Raw genomic sequence first — 19,997 nt, 5'->3', positions numbered from 1 at the left:
TCCTTTACAACCGGCTATCCACTTTATCCTTGTCCAACAACCCCTTCAGATCATAAATAACGGTTTTATCGGTCCGTAAAGCCGGGTAATTCAGTTCCCGGAACGGTTCATGCGCCACCGCCATAACGATGCCGTCATAACGACCGTTGGGCTGGCTGATCAGCCGAAAACCGTACTCCTTTTCAACCTCATCAGCATTGGCCCACGGATCGTGTACTTCGACCTGAATGCCATATTCGACCAACTCCCGGTAAATATCGATGACCCGTGAATTGCGGATGTCGGGGCAGTTTTCTTTAAAGGTTATGCCCAACAACAAAACGCGCGAACCATTGATCGTATGCCCTTTCCGGATCATGAGTTTTACCAGTTTGCTGGCAACAAACACGCCCATGTTGTCATTGATGCGCCGTCCGGACAAAATTACCTGCGGGTAGTAGCCCAGACTTTCGGCCTTGTGAGCCAGGTAATATGGGTCCACCCCAATGCAGTGCCCTCCTACCAGGCCCGGCTTGAATTTCAGAAAATTCCATTTGGTTCCGGCGGCTTCCAAAACTTCCAGGGTGTCGATCCCCATTCGATCAAACATCAGCGCCAGTTCATTGACAAACGAAATGTTGACATCGCGCTGGGCATTTTCAATGGCTTTGCTGGCTTCAGCCACTTTGATCGACGTGGCCCTGTGGGTACCCGCCCCGATAATCGATGCGTATAACTGATCCACGACAAGGGCGGTTTCCGGCGTCGAGCCAGAGGTGACTTTCCGGATGGTGGTCAGCGTATGAACCTTGTCGCCCGGATTAATCCGTTCCGGTGAGTAACCGCAATAAAAATCGACGTTGTAAACCAAACCAGACCCTTTTTCAAGAACCGGCACGCATTCCTCTTCCGTACAGCCCGGATAAACCGTCGACTCATAAATGACCAAATCTCCTTTTTTCAGTACCTTTCCAAGGTCGCGTGTTGCCCCCAGCAAAGGTCTTAAATCCGGTTTTTTATAGGCATCGACAGGGGTTGGAACCGTCACAATATAAACCGTACAGCCGGCAATGTCTTCCAGATTGGATGAAAACCGCAGGCGGTTCGTTTGCCGAAGGGTCGTCTCATCCGTCTCCCGGGTTCGGTCATAACCGCCATGTAATTCGTCGATTCTGCGCTCATCGATGTCATACCCTACAACGTCGTATTGCTTACCAAATTCCAGTGCCAGTGGTAAGCCCACATACCCTAAACCAACGATTGCAATCCGTACCGAATCCATCATTTTATAGTCTCGCTTATCTTTCTATTGACAGAGGTTGCCAATCTATGTGTCGTACCAGTGCAATCCCTATACCAAAAAGGCAACCCATCAAAACCGCCACCAACACCATGATGGTTCGGCGCGGTTCGCTCCGTTTGGTCGGAACCTGGGCAGGCTCCAGCATTTTCAAAATAGGCGTCTCTTCCTGTATTTTGATCCGGGTTTGTTCATATTGCTGGGTAATGTTACTGTATAAACCCTGCGCTAATTCAAATTCTGCCTGCAAACGGCGCTCTTCAATGGTTCCGATCTCCGTTACCATATACCGGTGCTGGTCCTTGTAAGCCGACAGATTGACCATGGCCCGGTCATACCGTTGTTTGGCTTCCCGAAATCGTTCCGAAAGAAATTTCAGATCGGAGCGGGCTTTTTCAGTCCGGTAATGAATGACGTAGCGGGTCAAATAATCGATTGCCAGTTGACTGACCTGAGCCGCCACTTCGGCATCCGGCATTTTTACCCGAATAATGATAACGCCGGATTGCTTATCTAAATCGGACAAAATGCGCTCCTTCGTATCCTTAATCAACTCCTCCTGATCCCGCGTTAGACGCAGCGCCTGCCGGTCGTCAATCGATTGAGGAACCGTCAACGGCTTCTTGTCAAAAAACCGATCCGTCCACGAAAAAGACTCCTGAGTCAGGAAAGCTGCCAGGGTAGAATATTTACTTTTTTTAACCGTTGTGATGGGCTGATTCAGCAAATATAAAATGAAAGGCGTGCTTTTCAGCACATCCGGATAGAGATCCGGCCGAATGGCTTCTGTGTTGCTAACCCCTTCCAGGTTAATCCCCGCCAATTCCGCTAAGGCACCAAACCGCTTTAAATTCAAGGCCGACCGCGCCTGCAATTCCGGCATCACCCGCACCTCCGATGTATATTCAAAAGGACTCAGTAAGGCCATGATAACCCCAGCGACCCCAAATAAAAAAGCGATAAGCACAACATAGGCCTTTTGGTGCCACACCGCCATCAAAGCCCACTCGGGATCCAGGTGTGAAGGTTGCCGGATATTCCGAGCCTCGATCGGCGGTAAAGTTATATACTTTTTCATTAAAATAGCCGAATAATGGTCAACACCACCGCTGCCAGTGATGTAATGCCCGTCATCACGGCCACCCGCTCGGGAGCCGACAGTTTACTCTCCGATCGGGGCGGTCGAACCGGCACCATGATATCCATTCCGGGTTCCGGGTTCGGGTAAAACCGTAGTCCCAGAAACTCTTTGGTACGTTTCACGTTTCCATTCGCGTATACCACATACACTTTTTTGCGGAACGCTTTGGATGTGAAGCCTCCTGAGCCGCTGATGTACGATTTAATCGACCTGGACTGATTGAAATCAATAACCGCCGGATTGAGTACTTCGCCCCGTATGCGTACCAATTCTGTTTTTCTGGGAATGTGAATAGAATCTCCCTTCAGCAGAAGCAGATTTCCCGTGTCAGAGGGTCTATTAATAATCTCCTGAATATCAACTGATATAAGCTCTCCATTGCGAACAAACCGGGTTGCTTTCAGATACGCTTCCGGACGAAGCCCCCCGGCACGAGCAATCAATTCCGTAATGCGCTCCGATTTGTCGCGGATCGGATACTGGCCGGGATAAGGAATTTCGCCGGTAATGGTGACGGATTTCTGAAATTCATACCGGGGCAATGTTCGCACAAACACCTCATCGAACGGAAAAAGCACAAACCGGGCGTCTGCTTCGGTGAGTTTGAGTTGATCGTTCAGTTCAAACTGAAAAAGCCGGATACTTTGGTTACCAGGCAGGTCGCTGGTGTCTTTCCGGACCCGTCGGGCAATTTCGATTCGGGTGGAAGTTGCTCCATCGGAAAAACCACCCGCCAGAATAATCAGGCTGGCGACGCTCATGCTGTCGGCATAATCAAACACGTTGGGTTTATTGACAGCGCCATGAATACGCACGGTTCGGCGTTCCCTTAATTCGCCGTAAGAGGCCACCGAAACAACGTCTTCCCGCTGAAGGCTGATGTCATTGATTTCTCCGCGCATCAGTTTACCCAAATCAACCGCGATGAGTTCAGGGTCCAGATTATCCCGCAGCCGCCGGATCGTTGCCCGGTTCAGAAACGCATCTTCCCGCAATCCCTCAGCAGTGGCCAGCAATTGCCGCAAAGTGGGGCTGTTCTGCAACGCGTAAACCCCGGGCCGAAATACCGCCCCGCTGATCGTCACCCGGTTTTCGTAGCGATTGAGAATAGCCCCCACGGAATACACATCACCACGCTGGGGCACAAAAGACGGTATATCAGCGGAGGGAATCGTCACGATTTGCCGTTCTTTGGCCGTATTACGGTGCAAGGTCATTGACGCTGCGTACGCTTTGTCCGTCAAGCCACCCGCAAAAGCCAGCACATTCTTCAGTAATTCCCCGCTCCGAACTTCGTAAATAGCCGGTTGTTTCACTTCACCCGTCAGCTCAATCCGCGTATCGTAGTGGTTTACAAAAACGATGTCCTGATCCTGCAGCCTGATGTTGTCTTTCTGATCGGCGCGAAGTAAAAAGTCGTATACATCCAGCGTGCGAATCAGCCGGTTCCCCCGGTAAACGCGAATGTCACGAAACGAACCCCGATCAGGGTCAGGTCCTCCGGCCACATAAAGCGCATTGAATACCGTTGCCAGCGAAGACAACGTATACGTTCCGGGTTGCACAACCTGCCCGAGCAGCGTCACTTTAATACTTCGGATACTCCCCAGGCTAATGGTCGCAAAAACGCCACTTCCTTTGGCATTCAAACCGGAATACACCTGACGCAGCCGTCCGACAATCCGTTGTTCGGCTTGCTCGATGGTCAATCCGTTGACGTAAACCGGGCTTAAATTTTCTAATTTGATGGCTCCCTCCGGACTGACTTTGACCCGGTAATTCTGCTGTGCGTTCCCGTATACGTCGATGATCAGCTCATCTTCCGGGCCAATCTGGTAGTTCCTCGGAGTAGGAATCCGCAGGTTGGGTTCAAAAGTCAGATTAGCGGACGAAAACAGGCTGGTTCCGAAAACCGGTGATTGACGCCTGACGGTGTCTTCACGCGAAGCTGAAACCGTACTGAGAGCCGCTTTATCGCTCTGCTCACGACCAACCTGAGCAGGCATTGATGGAGTCTGAGCCGGTGTTCGCTCCAGGGCATTGATGCGCTCCCGCATTTTTTTTACATCGGTCGGTGTGTAACCACGCGACGCGGCCACTTGCTCAATCTGGGTTTCGGATAAACCGCTGTTCTTCGCTTGCCCGACAAACTGGCGAACCTGCTCATCCGTCAATTCGCTCACCTTTTGCGCAAAGGCTGGCGTTGTACTGGTGAATAAATGAAATAAAATGAACAGGCCCATCGTCTGGCCCAATACGCTACGTTTCTTCGTACCGATTAAATGCACGTTGTGAATAATTGAATGACTGAAATACTGCGCCAAAGAAAAAAGGCGAAGATTAAAATTCGGCAAGTAGACACTAAGTACCTCATGATGAACAGGATACTGACGGAAAGACAGCCGGTTTTTCTCCCGATCCGTTCTCCCCCAGGTCTCCCTTTGATAACCGACTCTATTGAGACGCAAAAAGCCCCGAAAGGTTACACCTTCGGGGCTTTTTTTATTGTTTTTTAAACGAATCCTTACGGAACCAGGCGCAGTTCAACCCGGCGGTTTTTCGTCAGACCGGCACGGGAGTTGTCACCGATGGGTTTGAACGATCCGAAGTAGTCGATGATAATGCGGTTGGCATCATTCAGGCCTTGTTTCACCAGGTAGTTCTTGACGGCTTCAACACGACGGCGCGACAGCGCGATGTTGTACCGGTCAGAAGCACGGCGGTCAGCGTGACCCGACAGTTGCAGGCGGCATTGCGTTTTGTTCAGCAATTCAACCACTTTGTTCAGCATGTCGTAGTACTGCGGCTTAATGATGTTTTTATCAGTGTCGAAAGCGACGTTGGTCAGGATTTCGGCACAGGCAATACCCGGCAGAGCAGCACTTACGTACTTATCGAAGTCGATGGCTTCACCCGCACCGGAGACGATGCTACCAGCCGGCGTGTTAGGCTGACGGTCGAAGTAATCCGAAACACCGTCATTATCCGTATCCATCAGCAAACGGGGGTCGATGTCTTTAGGCCGGTTGGCTTTTGCTACCGAGTCGATTTGCTCCAGCGTCAGGATGACCGGCGGTTTGATCAGGTTGCGAGGATCGGTCCAACGGAGGTGATATGTCCCTTTGGTGGTATCATACTCGTATTTGCCGTTCACTTTCTGAACCTTAATCGCGTTTTTGCCTAGTTTGTAGGTAACCGATACGGCTGCGTAACCCCACTTGTCCAGATTCGATTCTCCTTTCCGTTCGAAAGCGTTGTCAAATTGTCCGCGGGTACCGAACTGATCGAAATAGCTGGAGCTGTTTCCGCCAATGGTAGCATCAAGCCGGTCGGTGTTGACGTTTGAAAACCGGAAGTCCAGACCCACATCGAAACGGGAGCTTACTTCGTAGTTAACGGCCAGACCAACAGGAATCACCCAGTCTTTTTCGTATTTGGCCTCACGCAGGATGCCATCGCCATTGTTGGTTTTGGTCCAGCGACGCACACGGCCGGTTCCTAATTCGTAGGCGGTTGACTTAAAGAACATGACACCCAAACCGGTGTAGGCATCAACCTTCCAGCGCTTCATTTTATTAATACCAAACAGCAGACTTTTCAGGTTCACACTTCCCGTCAGGTCGGTTTGGATGAAGTTTGATCGAAAATAAGAATAATACAGCCGGCGCTTCATACCGACTAAATTACCGAATTGCCCATCGAGCTGGAGGCCAAACAGGTGAGACAATTGCTTCCCGACGGCCACGCCAAAGAACGCCGACTTACGTTCGTTGTAGCTGTCAAATCCGGTTTTCGAAACCGGATAGAAGTCATATTCCCTCAGGTCTCCAAAGAATTGAGTGGGTCCGCCCATGACAGAAACTGACCAGGTGTTCAGTTTTGCAGGACCTTCATACGAGGCTTTCGGGTTATACTGGGCACTGGCACCTGTCGCTGCCAGAAGAGCCAGTCCCATTGCCCTTACGAACAGGGATACTTTTTTCATACTTATCAGGTTATTGTTTGACAGTTAATAAACCATTGAGTGTGGTGAAACAACTTGTGTCGGTTACTTTAGCCGGTCGTTTTATGCAACTTTCAACGCTTTGCCGCAAAACTATAGATTTTCGCTTAGTTTACAAACAAGACACTGGTAGTTTACAAACAAGTTACCGTCCGCTTTGTTCAATTCATAGGGTTTCGTTTTACCGGCACAAGAAAAACAGGATTTGGCTACCATCAAAGGCGTTGCATCAGTTTTTTTGTCATATTTGCTTTCCATTTCACGAAATTACCGGTATTGATCTCCTGCCGGGCCTCTTTCACTAACCATAAATAAAAGGTAAGGTTTTGAAGACTCGCAATTTGTGCCCCTAAAATTTCTTCAGACTTGATTAAGTGCCTTAAATACGCCTTAGAGTAACATGTTCCGGCATATCCGCCCAGTTCCGCGTCGATCGGGCTAAAATCATCTTTCCACCGTTCATTCTTGATATTAATGATTCCCTGGGTGGTATACAGAACCCCATGCCGGGCATTCCGCGTGGGCATCACACAGTCGAACATATCGATGCCCAGGGCGATGGCTTCGAGGATGTTTTCGGGCGTTCCAACGCCCATCAGATACCGGGGTTTATCAGACGGCAGAATGGCGTTGACCTGCTCGATGGTTGTATACATTTCTTCCGCCGGTTCGCCCACCGCCAGCCCGCCGATGGCGTTTCCGTCCCGTTGTTGTTCGGCCACAAATTCGGCCGACTGCTGCCGGAGGTCCTTGTACGTACTGCCCTGAACGATAGGAAATAAGGTTTGCTGATAGCCATATTTCCCTTCCGTGGCGTCAAACCGGTCAATGCAGCGGGTCAGCCAGCGGTGGGTCATTTCCATCGACGCCCGGGCGTAGCCATACTCGCACGGATACGGTGTGCATTCGTCGAACGCCATAATGATGTCGGCCCCAATGATTCGTTGAATATCCATGACGCTCTCCGGCGTAAACACATGTTTGGAACCGTCGATGTGCGACTTGAACGTGACGCCCTCCTCTTTTATTTTCCGGGTGTTGGACAATGAATACACCTGATACCCTCCGCTGTCGGTCAGAATCGGGCGCTCCCAGCCGTTAAACCGGTGCAGTCCACCGGCTTTCTCCAGCGTATCGAGGCCAGGGCGCAAATACAAATGGTAGGTGTTTCCCAGAATAATTTCCGCTTTGACGTCCGCTACCAATTCGCGCTGGTGAACCGCTTTCACCGTTCCAGCCGTTCCTACGGGCATAAAAATGGGCGTCTCGATCAACCCGTGGTCGGTGGTGAGGAGTCCCGTTCGCGCCTTTGAGTGGGGGTCGGTTGCCTGTAGGGTAAATTGCATGATGGGTCGCTTTACGATCTTTTACCTGCAAAGGTGGAAAGTCCGGCGACCAAAATCAAAATATGTATATTTGCCATCGTATTCCAATTTGGCCTCGCGGCCCTTTATTTCCGTCGTTTCGTGGTCTTTATCGTGCTGGTTGTGTGTTTATTATCCGTAGGCATACAACTTCTTTATATTCTTGGTATTTTTTCCCGACTGGCTTTCTATTCCGACCCGGACGAAAGCGGGTCGTCGGACGGTGCGGCTTCGCTCCCGCTGGTAGCCAGTCCTCCCGCCGTCGATCCGCCGGTGAGCATCATCGTGTGTGCGTGGAATGAACTGGAAAACCTGCGGACGTTGCTGCCCCTGCTCGACGACCAGATCTATCCGGATTTTGAAGTGCTGGTGATGGACGACCGGTCGAGCGATGGCACGAAAGAGTTTCTGGAAAAATCTGCCGACCGCTTCGAGCACGTCCGGGTCATCCGGATCGACCGGGAACATGATCATGTGACACCCAAAAAATACGCCCTGACCACCGGTATTCGCAGTGCCGCCCACGACCTCATTCTGCTGACCGACGCCGACTGCCAACCCGCGGGCGATTACTGGCTGGCGGGCATGGTGACGCAACTGGATCGACCGAACAAAGAAATTGTGCTGGGCTTTGGCCCCTACAAACGCCGGAAAAAGCACGGCTGGATCAACCGGCTCATCCGCTACGAAACCCTGTTTACGGCGGTTCAGTACCTCTCGATGGCGCTGGTGGGACTGCCGTATATGGGCGTGGGGCGAAATCTGATGTACCGGCGGCAATTATTTCTGGAAAACAAGGGGTTTTATTCGCACATCCGGGTGTTGGGGGGCGACGACGATTTGTTTATCAACGAAGTAGCCACCGCCCGAAACGTTGCAATTAGTGTGCATCCGGCTACCTTTACGTATTCGAAGCCGAAGGAGACCTTTGCCGAATGGTGGCACCAGAAACAGCGGCATTTGTCGGTGGGCAAGCATTACAAAACCCGCAACAAATTCCTGCTGGGGCTTTTGTCCCTCTCCCACGTGCTAACCTGGCTAACGGGGCCCATCATCGGTTTGATCACCTTGATTACGGTTTTGCAATCCGGTTTGTCCGGTATGCTGAACCAACCCGACGGCCAACTGTTGCTCATCGCCAGCGGATTGTTTGGATTCCGGCTTCTGGTCTTCTGGGCCATCGTCGGGCGGATCAGCTACCGGCTGGGCCATACCGTCGACTGGATGGCCATACCGGTTCTGGATTTGACGATGGGAATTTATTACGGCATCATGGGCGTTGTCACCCTGCGGCCACGGCGTAAAAACCGCATTATGAAGTGGAAATAGAATGATGAATGATGAACGATGGATGATGAATGACTGGCACAACTGGCCTTCATCGTCCACCGTTCATCATTCATCGTTCATAATTCATACCTACTTTTGGACCTGATTAAAAAATACTTTCCCGACTTAAGTGCGCGGCAACTGGAGCAGTTTGCGGCTTTGGATGACTTGTACCGGCACTGGAACGCCCAGATCAACGTCATCTCGCGGCAGGACATCGACTCACTGTATGAGAAACACGTGCTGCATTCGCTCGGCATTGCCAAAGTCATCCAGTTTGTACCCGGCACCGAAATTCTGGACGTCGGCACCGGGGGCGGTTTTCCGGGGATTCCGCTGGCGATTCTGTTTCCGCTCGTCGATTTCCATCTGGTCGACAGCATTGGCAAAAAAATCAAAGTGGTAACGGAAATCAGTTCGGCGCTGGGCCTCACCAACGTGAAGGCGGAGCAGGCCCGGGTGGAGCACCTGGAATCCACCTATGATTTTGTGGTCAGCCGGGCAGTGACGCGCCTGCAACCGTTTCTTGGCTGGGTGCGCTACAAGATTCTGAAAACCGGCAACAATAAACTTCGGAATGGGGTTTTGTACCTAAAAGGCGGGGATGTCAGCGAAGAGTTGGCGGAAGTAAAGGAGAAGCACCGGATTTACGAATTATCCACGTATTTTGACGAACCGTTTTTCGAAACCAAGAAGGTCATTTATCTACCCAAATAATCGTTCAACAGTTGGGGCGTTCCCGACGCAAAGGCTATGGCAGAAGTTTTCAAATCCAGCGGTTTCAAAGACCCCATCAACCGCGACGTTGTTGAATTCAACGACAAGGGAGTAACATTCCGCGTCAACAAATTGATTGGCGGCACCGACAGTTTTGTTTTTTACGGCGATATTTCGGGCGTAGAGATCGATAACGGACTGTTTTTTTCCACGATCCGGATCATTCCACGAGCCCGGCCCGAAATTATCATCAAGAATTTTACGCGGGGTGACGCCCGCCAGATCAAGGAGTTAATTCTGACGCGGGTGCCGACATTGGGCTCTTCGGCGGTCTAAAGCGAAAGTTCTTGTGGATTTTTGCAAAAAATGTTTGCAAGAGTTCTTCCGGACACTTACTTTTGCACCCACAAAACACTCCCGAATAGCTCAGTCGGTTAGAGCATCTGACTGTTAATCAGAGGGTCGCTGGTTCGAGCCCAGCTTCGGGAGCCTGATTACCAAGCACTTACGAGATAAAACTTGTAAGTGCTTTTTTATTTGCACAAGATTTGCACAAGGATTCCAGCGAACACAGGATGTATTCAAAAACTTATAGGTACAGCGGATTGACTTTTTGAATTCATCAGTACCGGAATTTCGCCACACCCTATTAGCGAATGCGTTTTTTAATCTTCTGCCGGTTATGCTCCCTGATTGCCTTCTGCTCCTGCATCAGCCGCTTAATCTCTTTTTCGTCATCAGTAATATTTGGGGAGATTAATTCTTCATTTTCAAAAAAATGCCGTGCGGTTGTTTGTTGCTGACCAGTTTCTGCTTTGACAGGTTTATTCTGGTCAATCAATTCCTTCCCCGATTGCATAAAGTCTTTCAGTTTTTCCTGATACTGTTTGTTATCCGGCTCCGGGCTTGGTTTGCTTGTTTCCTCTCGGTTGACTGCAAATTGCTCCGCTACCCTTTGTTGCCTCTGTCGGCTCTGCGCACTTTGTGACTCCGTGATAATATCCTGTTTCAAGTCTCTCTTATCATCCACTAATTGTGGAGCATCTTCATGGGCTGCAATCTCGTCTGCTTTGCCCGTTAATTCGTCGGCGTTTAGGAAATACTCCCCTGCCCGTCTCTTTTTCTTTTCAAGGCTGTCATTTTGTTCCGTCTCCTCCGTCATGCCCTGCCCCGACTGAATAAATTCATCGGCCAGATTTCTCATTTTCTTCTGGCTTTCGATTTCCGGGCTTTCTATCGTTGCATCCTGTTTATTGTTCCAAAACGCCGATGCCGTGCGAACGGCTTTATCATGATCGGTATCCCTTTGCTGTTCGGCTTTGCCGGAATCGCTACTGCCTTCCCTCTTTTGCCGCATGAGTTCAATAGCCTCTTTTTCAGGAATGAGTTTTTCATTCCGCAACCGCCCGCGAACGTCCTTTATCCGTACGCCTTTTAGCTGCCGCACCAGGTCAAATGACCGACCATTCTCGTCCACAACCATAAACGGATGGCGCGGTACTCCTTCGGCCAACAGATAACCATTAGCATGAACGGCGCGAACAAAGTCTTTGCCAGTTTCCGTCTGATTCCAGAAGTCCGTCAAAGCTTCTTTCAACTCTGGCCGGTGCTTATTCCGGTGTGGGGTCGGCTGGTGCTCAAAGACGCGCTCCATTTCCTTACGGGCGCGGTCCTGGGCTAACCGACTGAAACTATCAGAAATTACCTTCCCCGTTTTATGGTCGTAGCGTTCCCAGACCACATGCGCGTGGGTCCGGCCTTTTTTGGTATGCAGGACGATTACACGACGCTGCTCATCGAGCCCTAATTGTTTCCCTAAAATATCCGCAGCCTTGAGCCAGTCTTTGGTCGCCATGCCGCGGTCTTCGCTGTAAGCGGGATTGATCTGGGCGTGATAAAGCCCTTTGTTGCTTTTGGTCAATTCGCTGGTCAGGGACATGCTTTGCAGGGTTTGATTGAGATAATCAGCCTTGGCATTCAAGCGTCCGGCAACCTCCACAATCTGGACATTTTCATTGGCCTCACCGGAGATGAGGTAGTGCGCTAATTGCTTGCCATTGCCCCGTGTGTTGCCTCTAATGACCATGTTCCAATAAGTTCAGGACCTGGGTGGTCAATCCATCTAAATCGGCAATGGTCTTGGTAATGTCTTCCGAGTTTACCCCTGCCAGTTGACCACTTGCTTTATAGTAATTAAGCGCATGGGCAATCTGGTTGACATTGCTCCCGATCTTACCGAGCTCGGCCATCAGCTTAAGCAATGTCTCACGGTCGGGTGGAGGAACACGACGCAAAGGCGCACTCGCGATCGTTTTGAGACGCATGAAATCGCTGGGCGTATAGCCCGCATCGGCAGCCTGTTGCCAGATCTGGCGTTTCTCGATGGAGGTGACCCGAACGCGGATCGTCAGGTTGCGTTTGGCATCCGTGTCCTTTTGTGGTCGTGCCATGTGTGCGAATTTTTCAGGAGGGTTAAGGGAGGAGTTTTCCGCCCTTACAAGCAGGGTTTATTGATACGAAACGATAGTTTTTGTAGCTACAAACCACGTCTTGCAACACTCACCCGAAGATACGGAAACCTACTGGTTTTCAGTCGGCACTGCTTTTATTTTTTAGGGGCGATTTCTCTGTAAATACGGGAAAATTCCCGTTGGGATTGCCCGGCACTTTTACTACGTTGGGCGCAAATCGTACTTGATTTACCCTATCCCCGATGAACCCCGAAGAAACCGAAGAGCTAACAGAGGACGGCCCGGCCAAGAACTGGTTTGGCGTTACCTCCCAGGAAATCGACTACCTGTTCCGTTTCAAAACGAACTCCGGCGCGTTCAATAAATTTATCATGATCCTGATCGGCATAATTTTTTCGCCGGTTACCCTGGCCGGAGCATTAATAGGCTTCGCCCATGCCTATAACCGTTTTATGAGGCCCTTGGCGGAATATCCGCTGCTACATCCTCTTCGACCTATTGTCCGGTTTGCGATGTTCGTAGGTGCCATTCTAATCTGGGTGGCCTTATTTCTACTGATCATCAGCCTGTTTCAATTTGGTGCCCTGATGGGGATGACGGGTCCCTTCTTTCTGGGTTATGTAGCTTTCAATCTGTTTTTTACGGTCATAGTCTTTTTCGCCTTTCGGCGCTGGCAGATCGGCATCAACAATATGCTAGTCGAAGGAAACCGGTTTGGCTCCGCCCGTTTTGCCCGACCCGACGAACTCGACCCGTACCGGCATGGACAAGGGTTGTATATTGGTGGTGGGTTTGTGTTCAAAGATAAAGGCCACATCCTAACGGTCGCCGGTACGCGGGGTGGCAAAGGCACTAACCTGATTATCCCCAATCTTTTAGGTCTGGGCGGTTATAGCGGCTCCTGGGTCGTGATCGACCCGAAAGGCGAAAATGCCGCGATCACGGCACGGTATCAGCGCGAGAGTGGCCGCCAGGTTGTTATTCTCAACCCATGGGATTTGCTGGCTGAAAATGTTGGACAGGCCGAATCGTATAATCCATTGGATATTTTGGCCGATACCAGCAGTATCCATCTGGTTGATGACGCGCATATGATCGCGGAAATGCTCGTGCCCGTCGAGCGCGGAGATAAAAACAAGTTCTTTACCGATACGGCACGTTCGGTTGTCACGGGCCTTATCATGCAAATCGCCACAACGCAGGAAGGCGACGACCGGACACTGACGACTTTATGGCGATGGGCAAGATTAGCCGGAGATGATTGGGATCAATTGATCGCTCGAATGCGGCTGAATTCTGATCCAGTTAATGGTGAGATTGTCCGGAATTCCGGCAACGAAATAGTCAAGCTGATGGAAGCGGGAGAAGAAACGTTTGGTAGTATTTTATCGTCTGTATTACAAGCAACCGATTTTTTGAAATCACCTTCCCTACAAAAGTCCCTGCGTTCTGGTTACGACCCAACGACGTTATCCAACGGTGACACAGCACTTTATATCATCATTCCAGCCGACAAACTGCAAAGCCATGCACGATGGCTACGGCTGATTACCACAACGACCTTACGGGCTGTGGTGAGAAAGCCAAATAAGCGCGTAACTTTTCTATTGGATGAATTTGCAGCTTTGGGATATTTGCCTGAAATTGAGACCGCTTTAAGTACCTATGCCGGTTTTGAAATCACAGTCTGGCCAATTTTGCAATCGCTTATTCAATTGCAGGGGTTATATGGCGAGAATTGGGAGACATTTACTGCCAATACTGCTATCCGGCAGTTTTTTACTATTAATGATAATTTTACGGCAAATTATGTGAGCGCGGCTATAGGTCAAACTTCGCATGTCATTACTACACGTAGCTGGTTCGGTGTTCAGGATGCTAATGCTAATCAGAGGCCACTTGTAACACCTGATGAAATACGACGTGGATCGGCAGATAATATTTTTGCGTTCCTAGGTGGATTACCACCTACAATATTTGCCAAACGCCCTTATTATCAAATATCTGAACTCTTAGAGAAAACAGAGAAAAATCCATATTTTAAATAATTCATTTGATGATTGTTTAATCCAATTGGAGTTATATATTCTAAAAGAACTCCTCATAAAAGACCCAATTATAATGGTTAAGCTGACGAATAAAGGAAGGACATTAAAAAACTTACAAGATAAAGTAAAATACGGCTACATAGCGAAACCATTTATATTTAGCATTAAATCATGGAAAAAGGATTCAAAGAAAATAATATCCAAAATAGAAACTTTATTTGATAGTAAAATAATAATAAGGAGTAGTGCTTGGAGTGAAGATAATTACAATACTAGCCTCGCAGGATTTTTCACAACCGTAAAAAACGTTGATGTAAAAGACAAGTATAAAATTCAAACCGCAATTGAAGATGTAATTGAAAGCTATCAAAAAATAGAACAAGATCTGGATAAACAAGAAATACTTGTTCAAAAAGAAATATCCAATGTAGAAATAAGCGGTGTTGTCCTATCAAGAGACATAAGTTCTAACTCTCCATACTTTGTAATAAATTACGAAAAAGGCTCAACTGACCTTATTACATCGGGTTTTACTAAAAAACCAACTTTAATTAAAATAGCCAGAAATATTCAAATAGATAATTTGTCTGGAAATATAAAAAAGATAATGCAGATGACTCTCGAGCTTGAGGCCATAACTAATTGCCAACTATTGGATATAGAATTTGCGGTATTTGAAAATAATATATATATATTTCAAGTAAGGAAGATTTCCAGTATCAAAAGATATGATATTAAATTAGACAAAAAGGTGTTTGAAGCAATTAAAACAATAGAGAAAAAATTTAAAAGCTTTTCAAAACCACAGCATGGATTGTATGGTAATCAGGCAATATTTGGTAACATGCCTGATTGGAATCCAGCTGAAATAATTGGAACAACACCGAAACCTTTAGCCTATTCGCTTTATGATTATATATTCATGAAGAGTTCGTGGAGGAATGGAAGGGGAGAAATCGGATATTATAATCCTCCTCATTCGCTGATGGCTAATTTTTCCGGAAAACCATACATAGACGTAAGAGCTGACTTTAATTCATTAATTCCCAAATCAATAACTTCTACAACTGCAAACAAATTGATAAATTACTATATTAATAAACTAATTAATAACCCTGAATTTCACGATAAAGTTGAGTTTGAAATAGTAGAGTCATGCTTCACACTATTGACTGATAATTTTCTAAAGAGCTTAGAAAAAAATGGTTTCGATGAAAATGAAATAGACTTTATCGAAAAAGAACTATTAACTTTAACAAATTTCAGCATTAAACAATCAAGTCAATTGGATCAAATTTTTAAAGATAGATTTGAGTTATTAGATAAGGTAAATTATGATTTAATTATAAATTCTACTGTAAAAACGATATACAACCAATGCCAAACTATAGCATATATTTTAGAAGTATGTATCCAAAATGGTGCGATTCCTTTTTCTTATTTTGTCCGGAAAGCCTTTATAGGGTTGGATATTCTTAAATCTTTTTTGGATATAAAAGTGATTAATAAAAACGAATATAATTTGATTTTTTCATCTTTTAAAACAGTAACATCAATCTTAAAAGATGATCTTGATGCTTTATATTCTAAAAAGATAACTAAAGATGTATTCTTAGAAAAATACGGCCATTTAAGACCTGGGACTTACGACATTACATCTCTTAATTACAAAGAGAATTTTAATATTTATTTTTTAGAAATATTACCTGAAATTCCAAAAGAACTTTACGATAAACTTCCTCCAGAAATCAACCTCAAAGATATACATGGTAAAATAAATAATCATTTAAAGAAAACTAAGTTAGAGTTTTCGAGTGAAGATTTAATTGAGTTTATTGAAAATTCTTTGCAAATGCGTGAAGCTTCAAAATTATCCTTCTCAAAATCAATAGATGCAACATTAAACTTAATTGAAATTCTAGGCAATAGCTGTGGAATTAATAGAGATGATATGGCTTTTATCAAGATACAAAATCTTACAGATTTTGTATCTTGTTTTGAAGAAAAAAGTGGAGATACGATTAAAAAAAATATCAGCAATAATAAGAAAGAATTCTTGATAACTAGCAAGATAATTTTACCGCATTTAATTGTAAATGCTGAGGATATAAAATTCATAAGACTTGAAGAATTAAAGCCAAATTATATTACTAATGAAACAGTAATAGGAGAACCTATTCATTTATCGAGTAAAACAACAACTTTACCAAGTAATATCGAAGAGTGTATTGTATTTATTGAAAATGCTGATCCAGGGTTTGATTGGATATTTACAAGGAGAATAAAAGGACTTGTTACAAAATACGGAGGTGCTGGATCACATATGACACTTAGATGTGCTGAATTAAAAATACCAGCGGCCATTGGATGTGGAGAAGTCATTTTTGACAAATTATCTCAAAAAAAGAAAATAATGTTAAATTGTGAAGCAGAGATTATAAAAGGTATTATATAAAATATATGGATCAAATTCTAATTCTCGGTTTTGCTAGAACAGGTAAAGCTGTTGCTAAATTATGTAGCCGCGTAGGGGTAAAAGTATATATTTACGAGGAAGATAACGTAGATATTGAGAATAAAGAAACTAATATAAAAATAACAGGTTTAGAGTATAAGGATATTAGTTTCGATAAAATTATTGTGAGCCCTGGCTTTAAATTAGATCATCATATAATAAAATACTTTCAATCAAATAATATACCTGTTATTAGTGAATTAGAATTTAGTGCTTACTTTTCAAAACACGAGATTATTGCAGTTACAGGTACTAACGGAAAAGGTACAACATGCACATTAATTGCTAAAGTTTTAGAGAATGCTGGATTTAAAAGTATTGTTTTAGGAAATATTGGTATACCTTTTGCTGAGCTTGTGCTCGATATACCTCTGGATTACAAAGTTATTCTTGAGACAAGTTGTGCTCAATTATCCCTTATAGATAAGTTTCACCCAAAAATAAGTGTTGTAACTAATTTAAAGCCAGAGCACCTTAATTTTTATAATTCTTTTGAGGAATATATTACATTTAAAAAAAACATATCGAAAAATCAAACCATAGAAGACACAATCGTGCTCAACTTAGATGATCAAGTTAGTTATGCTCTATTTCAAGAAAGCAACGCAAAGAAAATGTATTTTAGTACAACTAAAACTATATTTGATGGATCTTATATAGATAAAGAAAATTATCTGGTTACTGTAAAAGACGGTAACGAATTGAAAATTTGTAAAAAGAAAGATGTTCAAGCCGGTTTAGTAGATAATAGTTTAGCTGCTTTGATAGTTGGAAATATATATAGTATAAATTCAACTATTTTATCTAAAACTATAAAAGATTTTAAAGGATTGGAGCATGCGATTGAGCTTTGTGGACGAATAGAGAAAATAAATTTTTATAACGACTCAAAATCGACTAATGAACATTCAACGATACATGCGCTTAACTGTTTAGAAGATATAATATTAATTACTGGTGGCAAAGATGATAAAAATTGTGATTATTTTTATCTTTCAAATAAAATAAAAGACAAAGTAAAATTCGTATTTATTATTGGCGAAACAAAAAGCAAATTACAAGATAACTTTTACAATATTAAATATGAAAATTTTAAAATATGTAATTCATTAGCTGATGCTGTACAACAAGCAAGCGATTTAGCTACAAATACAGATAATATACTTTTTTCACCTGCTGCAAATAGTAAAGATATGTTTGTAGACCATAAAGTTAGAGGTAATCTTTTTAAAAAATTAGTTGCAGAATATTTAGAACAAAAAGGTTATGAATCGATGTGAAATATCTGTAAGTATCACTGATATTGAGTATAACATTCGGAATATTCAGCATTCTTTTGGTTATAATAGAAAATTGATTGCTATTGTTAAATCAAATGCATATGGCCACGATATTATAAAGTTTTCAGAAATACTTCAAAAAAATAGCGTTGATCAGTTGGCTGTAAATGATTATCCTGAAGCTTTTGCTTTAAGAAAAAATGGAATAACTCTACCTATTTTAATTATGAATTATTCCGGTCCAGAAGATTGGAGTAATACTTACTGTGAAACGTTAGAATTTTCAATTAGTACAAATGAGCAAGTAGAATTGTTAGATAATAAATTCAGATTAACTCCTATTAATATTCATTTGAAACTTGAGACTGGCATGAATAGAACAGGAATATATAAAATTGAATCTATAAAAAGGATCATCGAGCTACATCATCTGGGTATAATTAATATCGTAGGGGTTTACTCGCATTTTGCTTCTGTAAGAAATTCAAGTTTAATTATCAAGCAAGTGGATGCATTTAAAGGAGTATTGAAAATTTTAAAAAAATCAGGCATTTTTGTAAATAAAATTCATTTAGAAAGTAGCCAAAGCCTTTTAACTTTACCAATTTTTAGCTTTTGCAATTATTACAGAGTTGGAGTATTATTATATGGCTATTTTCCTCCTTCATTTAGTAGTAGTTCGATCAATATCAAGCCCATACTTAGTATTTCTTCTTTTATCTTCCGCTTAAAGAAAATTTATAAAGGGGAAATTGTAGGTTACAATGAATCATATGTCGCGGATAGCGATAAGGTAATCGCAACTGTTCCAATTGGGTTTGCTGATGGTATCCCAAGAGGGTTATCTAATATTGGCAAGGTAATTATACAAGATTCGCTGTGTAGTATTATAGGAAGCATTTGCATGAATTATTTTATGGTTGATGTAAGTCATATTAAAAATATCATAACTTTTGCTAAGGTAATAATAGTTGGAGCTTCTAATAATAATCAACTGACCTTTGATGATCATGCAAATAATTTAAATACAATTAATTCTGATTTAATGGTTAATATCAACTCATCTATTCCGAGAGTATTCAGTTAAAGTTATTCAAATATTATTTTAGCATTACCATCATTCCACCTCTACCTTCTTTTCTGTCGAACGTTACAGCATAGCGGTGAGATACAGAACAACCTAATTTTTCTACAGATTTTTCTGATAACTCCCAGGTATCTATTTTAAGGTTAATAAAGTTCTCCTCATTTATACCTACACTCTTAAGGTCTTCTTTTATCATACTTGCTAAATCAATTAAATATAGGTTATCTTTTATAGCTATATGTTTTTTCCAGTTTACTCCGCGTTTTAAATTTAAATATTCATGTGTGAAATATTTTTCTGTGATATAAGGTGATATAGCAACTTTAATATCTTCTGCATTTTCAAATTTCTTAAATTTCTCAAAGAAGACGAAAATGATATTATCATCAATTGTTTTTCTTGAAGCATGTAATAGAGCTATTGTTTTTTTTCCTACCACAATAAGCTGTGGGCAGTCACCAAAAACTGTAAACAATGCTAATCTTCTTATTTGAGTAATTACACCATCATATTTGTTGCAGTTACTAAAATTGCCGGTATAGCCAGAATATGCCTTATCTTCTATATGTAGTATTTCCGTTGAAAACGCGTTAGCTACCACTACCCTATCTTTAAAGTTTTCACTTATGTTCAGGAAGTCAAAAAAAAGTTTTTGGTTTATAATTCCGTCTTCGCCATACTTTAGAAAATAGTTTTTTTGCGGTATAGACACATCTACTGCGTTATGAACATGCAAGCCTAAATCAAATTTAATGATATCCAT

General features: G+C 44.2%; 15 protein-coding genes and 1 tRNA gene. 8 read left to right on the top strand and 8 right to left on the bottom strand.

Annotated elements, in window-relative coordinates; genetic code table 11:
• Window positions 1-4 precede the first annotated feature (4 nt).
• The 5 genes from DUE52_RS16485 to tgt all read right to left on the bottom strand — a co-directional run bounded on the left by DUE52_RS16485 (window position 5) and on the right by tgt (window position 7,769).
• Complete coding sequence (locus DUE52_RS16485; protein ID WP_114407132.1) at window positions 5-1,264, bottom strand: nucleotide sugar dehydrogenase; 1,260 nt, start codon at window positions 1,262-1,264, stop codon at window positions 5-7.
• Between the two features lie 13 nt (window positions 1,265-1,277).
• Complete coding sequence (locus DUE52_RS16480) at window positions 1,278-2,357, bottom strand: GNVR domain-containing protein (RefSeq protein WP_114407131.1); 1,080 nt, start codon at window positions 2,355-2,357, stop codon at window positions 1,278-1,280.
• Window positions 2,357-4,708, bottom strand: a complete 2,352-nt coding sequence (locus tag DUE52_RS16475; protein WP_229312194.1) for an SLBB domain-containing protein — start codon at window positions 4,706-4,708, stop codon at window positions 2,357-2,359. Before DUE52_RS16475 ends, DUE52_RS16480 begins: the two co-directional genes overlap by 1 nt.
• A 236-nt stretch (window positions 4,709-4,944) precedes the next feature.
• The gene (locus tag DUE52_RS16465; protein ID WP_165840956.1) at window positions 4,945-6,405 is read right to left on the bottom strand and encodes an OmpA family protein; all 1,461 of its coding nucleotides are present in this window, start codon (window positions 6,403-6,405) and stop codon (window positions 4,945-4,947) included.
• 233 nt (window positions 6,406-6,638) lie between these two features.
• Complete coding sequence (tgt, locus tag DUE52_RS16460; protein WP_114407127.1) at window positions 6,639-7,769, bottom strand: tRNA guanosine(34) transglycosylase Tgt; 1,131 nt, start codon at window positions 7,767-7,769, stop codon at window positions 6,639-6,641.
• A 141-nt stretch (window positions 7,770-7,910) separates the two neighbouring features.
• On the opposite strand from tgt, the gene DUE52_RS16455 reads away from it, so the two are divergent.
• The 4 genes from DUE52_RS16455 (at window position 7,911) to DUE52_RS16440 (ending at window position 10,322) form a co-directional block, all read left to right on the top strand.
• Window positions 7,911-9,116 carry a glycosyltransferase gene (locus DUE52_RS16455; protein ID WP_310587808.1) on the top strand — a complete coding sequence of 402 codons (1,206 nt, stop codon included), beginning with the start codon at window positions 7,911-7,913 and terminating at the stop codon, window positions 9,114-9,116.
• A 96-nt stretch (window positions 9,117-9,212) separates the two neighbouring features.
• Complete coding sequence (gene rsmG / locus DUE52_RS16450; RefSeq protein ID WP_114407126.1) at window positions 9,213-9,833, top strand: 16S rRNA (guanine(527)-N(7))-methyltransferase RsmG; 621 nt, start codon at window positions 9,213-9,215, stop codon at window positions 9,831-9,833.
• A gap of 36 nt (window positions 9,834-9,869) precedes the next feature.
• Window positions 9,870-10,169 (top strand): PH domain-containing protein, encoded by a 300-nt coding sequence (locus tag DUE52_RS16445; RefSeq protein WP_114407125.1) that lies wholly within the window; start codon window positions 9,870-9,872, stop codon window positions 10,167-10,169.
• A gap of 79 nt (window positions 10,170-10,248) precedes the next feature.
• Window positions 10,249-10,322, top strand: a tRNA-Asn gene (locus tag DUE52_RS16440).
• A 160-nt stretch (window positions 10,323-10,482) separates the two neighbouring features.
• Here the strand turns inward: DUE52_RS16440 and DUE52_RS16435 are convergent.
• Window positions 10,483-11,919 (bottom strand): relaxase/mobilization nuclease domain-containing protein, encoded by a 1,437-nt coding sequence (locus DUE52_RS16435; RefSeq protein WP_114407124.1) that lies wholly within the window; start codon window positions 11,917-11,919, stop codon window positions 10,483-10,485.
• Entirely contained in the window at window positions 11,909-12,283 is a 375-nt protein-coding gene (locus tag DUE52_RS16430; protein ID WP_114407123.1) for a plasmid mobilization protein, read from the bottom strand. The genes DUE52_RS16435 and DUE52_RS16430 overlap by 11 nt, the downstream gene beginning before the upstream one ends.
• A gap of 263 nt (window positions 12,284-12,546) precedes the next feature.
• Here DUE52_RS16430 and DUE52_RS16425 point away from each other — a divergent pair, with 263 nt between their 5' ends.
• Genes DUE52_RS16425 through alr form a run of 4 tightly spaced genes read left to right on the top strand, consistent with a single transcriptional unit; the run spans window position 12,547 to window position 19,234 of the window.
• A complete protein-coding gene (locus tag DUE52_RS16425; protein ID WP_114407122.1) occupies window positions 12,547-14,352 on the top strand; it encodes a type IV secretory system conjugative DNA transfer family protein in 1,806 nt (601 codons plus the stop codon).
• A gap of 25 nt (window positions 14,353-14,377) precedes the next feature.
• A complete protein-coding gene (locus tag DUE52_RS16420) occupies window positions 14,378-16,807 on the top strand; it encodes a PEP-utilizing enzyme (RefSeq protein WP_114407121.1) in 2,430 nt (809 codons plus the stop codon).
• A gap of 5 nt (window positions 16,808-16,812) precedes the next feature.
• Complete coding sequence (gene murD / locus DUE52_RS16415) at window positions 16,813-18,147, top strand: UDP-N-acetylmuramoyl-L-alanine--D-glutamate ligase (RefSeq protein WP_114407120.1); 1,335 nt, start codon at window positions 16,813-16,815, stop codon at window positions 18,145-18,147.
• Window positions 18,134-19,234 carry an alanine racemase gene (gene alr / locus DUE52_RS16410; protein WP_114407119.1) on the top strand — a complete coding sequence of 367 codons (1,101 nt, stop codon included), beginning with the start codon at window positions 18,134-18,136 and terminating at the stop codon, window positions 19,232-19,234. Before murD ends, alr begins: the two co-directional genes overlap by 14 nt.
• Before the next feature lie 13 nt (window positions 19,235-19,247).
• On the opposite strand, the gene DUE52_RS16405 is transcribed toward alr, so the two are convergent.
• Window positions 19,248-19,997, bottom strand: a complete 750-nt coding sequence (locus DUE52_RS16405) for a laccase domain-containing protein (protein WP_114407118.1) — start codon at window positions 19,995-19,997, stop codon at window positions 19,248-19,250.

Origin of the sequence: Larkinella punicea (assembly GCF_003334855.1) — a bacterium.
In the GTDB taxonomy this organism is placed as follows: Bacteria; Bacteroidota; Bacteroidia; order Cytophagales; family Spirosomataceae; genus Larkinella; species Larkinella punicea.
This window is presented reverse-complemented; position numbering and strand designations above follow the sequence as displayed.

Coding starts and splice junctions, on each gene's coding strand:
- DUE52_RS16485 (WP_114407132.1), bottom strand. CDS start 1,264: ATGATGGATTCGGTACGGATTGCAATCGTTGGTTTAGGGTATGTGGGC.
- DUE52_RS16480 (WP_114407131.1), bottom strand. CDS start 2,357: ATGAAAAAGTATATAACTTTACCGCCGATCGAGGCTCGGAATATCCGG.
- DUE52_RS16465 (WP_165840956.1), bottom strand. CDS start 6,405: ATGAAAAAAGTATCCCTGTTCGTAAGGGCAATGGGACTGGCTCTTCTG.
- tgt (WP_114407127.1), bottom strand. CDS start 7,769: ATGCAATTTACCCTACAGGCAACCGACCCCCACTCAAAGGCGCGAACG.
- DUE52_RS16445 (WP_114407125.1), top strand. CDS start 9,870: ATGGCAGAAGTTTTCAAATCCAGCGGTTTCAAAGACCCCATCAACCGC.
- DUE52_RS16435 (WP_114407124.1), bottom strand. CDS start 11,919: ATGGTCATTAGAGGCAACACACGGGGCAATGGCAAGCAATTAGCGCAC.
- DUE52_RS16430 (WP_114407123.1), bottom strand. CDS start 12,283: ATGGCACGACCACAAAAGGACACGGATGCCAAACGCAACCTGACGATC.
- DUE52_RS16425 (WP_114407122.1), top strand. CDS start 12,547: ATGAACCCCGAAGAAACCGAAGAGCTAACAGAGGACGGCCCGGCCAAG.
- murD (WP_114407120.1), top strand. CDS start 16,813: ATGGATCAAATTCTAATTCTCGGTTTTGCTAGAACAGGTAAAGCTGTT.
- alr (WP_114407119.1), top strand. CDS start 18,134: ATGAATCGATGTGAAATATCTGTAAGTATCACTGATATTGAGTATAAC.
- DUE52_RS16405 (WP_114407118.1), bottom strand. CDS start 19,997: ATGGATATCATTAAATTTGATTTAGGCTTGCATGTTCATAACGCAGTA.